General features: G+C 35.7%; 2 protein-coding genes. Both read left to right on the plus strand.

Annotated elements, in window-relative coordinates; translation table 11 throughout:
- Positions 1 to 123 precede the first annotated feature (123 nt).
- A complete protein-coding gene (gene istA / locus GGQ92_RS16195) occupies positions 124 to 1,677 on the plus strand; it encodes an IS21 family transposase (RefSeq protein ID WP_184251344.1) in 1,554 nt (517 codons plus the stop codon).
- Position 1,678: 1 nt separating this feature from the next.
- Complete coding sequence (gene istB, locus GGQ92_RS16200; protein ID WP_184251346.1) at positions 1,679 to 2,446, plus strand: IS21-like element helper ATPase IstB; 768 nt, start codon at positions 1,679 to 1,681, stop codon at positions 2,444 to 2,446.
- Positions 2,447 to 2,484 lie beyond the last annotated feature (38 nt).

A 2,484-nucleotide genomic window follows, 5' to 3' on the forward strand; every position in this document is an offset into this window, starting at 1 on the left:
TTGTAACTGCTAGAATAAAGTGAACAGATTCCGCCAGATAGAATTGAACACTTTCTGCCAAAACAACCTAAAATCAGTTAAAATATAAAAGTATAAAATAACTGGTTTTGGGGGATTCAGAAGGTGATTAAATTAGAGTTAATCGTACAAGTTCATCAATTAAAAAAGCAAGGTTTTAAAGTGGCTGCAATTGCAAGGAAATGTAATTTATCAAGAACAACAGTTTATGAGTATTTAGAAAAAGACTTTGAAGAAGCATATAGGTGGGTGGATGAATTGAGGATAAGGAAGAAAAAGTTGGATCCTTATAAAGATCAAATTCTAGCATGGTTGAGGGAACATCCTGATTTATCAGCGTCCCAAATATCGGATTGGCTGGAAGAACGTTGTTCTTTTACAAATGTTGGTGATAGCACAGTTCGTAGTTATGTGCGTGAGTTAAGAGAAAAATATCATATTCCCAAAACACTTACTTTTCGAAGTTATGAAGCATTGGAAGAACTACCTAAAGGCCAACAAATGCAAGTGGATTTTGGAGAAATGAAAATAAAAACGTTTGAAGGTAAATGGAAAAAGTTATATGCGATTGCCTTTGTTTTATCCCACTCACGGTATAAGTACTCTGAGTGGCAAGAACGCCCTTTTACTACCCGTGATGTTATACGTTGTCATGAAAGTGCTTTTGAATATTATGGTGGTATGAGTGACGAAATTGTTTATGACCAAGATAAATTGATGACAGTTAGTGAAAATGGAGGAGATATCGTATATACAGAGGAATTTCAGGCTTATAAGCAACAAAGAGGATTTTCCGTTTATTTATGTAGAGCCGCAGATCCGGAATCTAAAGGAAAGATTGAGAATGTAGTGAAATTCATTAAGAGAAACTTTGCAAAGAACCGCGTTTTCCATCAAATAGAAACTTGGAACGAACAATGCCTAGCATGGCTTAAAAGAAAAGGAAATTACCAAGTACACAATACGATAAAAAAGAGACCTGTCGAAGTGTTCGCCCTGGAAAAGCCCCACTTACGAGAAGTCTCCTCTCTTCTCTCTTTCGAGAGTAACCATGGTTCAAGTATAACAAGAACTGTTCACAAGGACAATATTATTAAATACAAATCAAATCGTTATTCCGTTCCACTGGGTACATATAGACCTCACGGTGATAATACCGTGTATATTAGAGCAGGGGAAGACGAACTTATTATCGAGAAGACACCTGGAGGTGTACCAATAGCTACTCATCCAATTTCCAGAGGAAAGGGCCAACTCATTAAGAATAGCGATCATACGAGGGATAAATCAAAGGGAATTAAAGAATATATGAATATCGTAAAAGGCTCCTTTGATAACGAAGAAAAGATAGAAGTATTTCTTAAAGAAATTCATAAACGTTACCCGAGATATATTAGAGATCAATTACAAATTGTACAGAGAACAGTCAGAGATTATGCACCCTTTGTACAACAAGCGCTGGATACTTGTATTAATCAACGATTGTGGAGTGCGAATGACTTACATGATATCGCCATACATTTGGTGAAATTAAATAAAATTAAGAATCCAGCAACATCTAGTGATGATCCAGTTATAGAAGTACCTTCTACATTGATTCAGGAAAAAGCGTCTATAAGGGAAATGGATGGCTACCTTAAGATTTTAGGAGGTGTGTAAATTGGAATACTCAGTTGAAAGTTTACAAAGACAGCTTCACAATCTAAGGTTGGCAGAAACATCAAAAGAACTGCCATCTTTTTTAAGAAATGCAGAGCTACAATCATGGACATACCAGGAATTTCTTCGAGAAATGCTTATATACGAAGAAAAGCGTCGAGAAGAAAAGATGATAGAAAAGCATTTAAAATGGGCTGCATTTCCATATCAAAAGAGCCTAGATGAATTTAATATCAAGGAACTCCCCTCACTTAGTGAGAGACAATTAAGACAACTTCAAGAATTAAATTGGCTTGATGAATCATTTAATTTAATATTTTTAGGTCCGCCGGGAGTCGGAAAAACACATATAGCAATTGGATTAGGTTTAGAAGCGATTAATAAAGGACAACGCGTTTCATTTGTATCGATGGGTGAATTAGTACCCTTATTAAAATCGGAAGAATACCTTCGGAAGGCTCAACTTAAAATGAAACGTATTAGACAGGCCGATTTAATCATCATTGACGACCTTATGTACATGGCAATGGACCAAAACGAAGCAAATCTGTTTTTTCATCTAATTAACCATTTATATGAACGTAGTTCCATCATCCTGACATCAAATAAAGGACCGGAAGAATGGGGAGAATTACTTGGAGATCAAGGAATAACTACAGCGATCTTAGATCGCCTTCTCCACCGCTCTGAGGTCATTCATTTTGATGGAGATAGCCATAGAATTAAATATAGACAATCTTTGTTTCAAGCGAAAAGTGTTCAAAATTAATTAGCAAAAAGTGTTCAAAACTACTTGACGGTTACAAT

The sequence above is a fragment of the Gracilibacillus halotolerans genome, assembly GCF_014206945.1.
In the GTDB taxonomy this organism is placed as follows: Bacteria; Bacillota; Bacilli; order Bacillales; family Amphibacillaceae; genus Gracilibacillus; species Gracilibacillus halotolerans.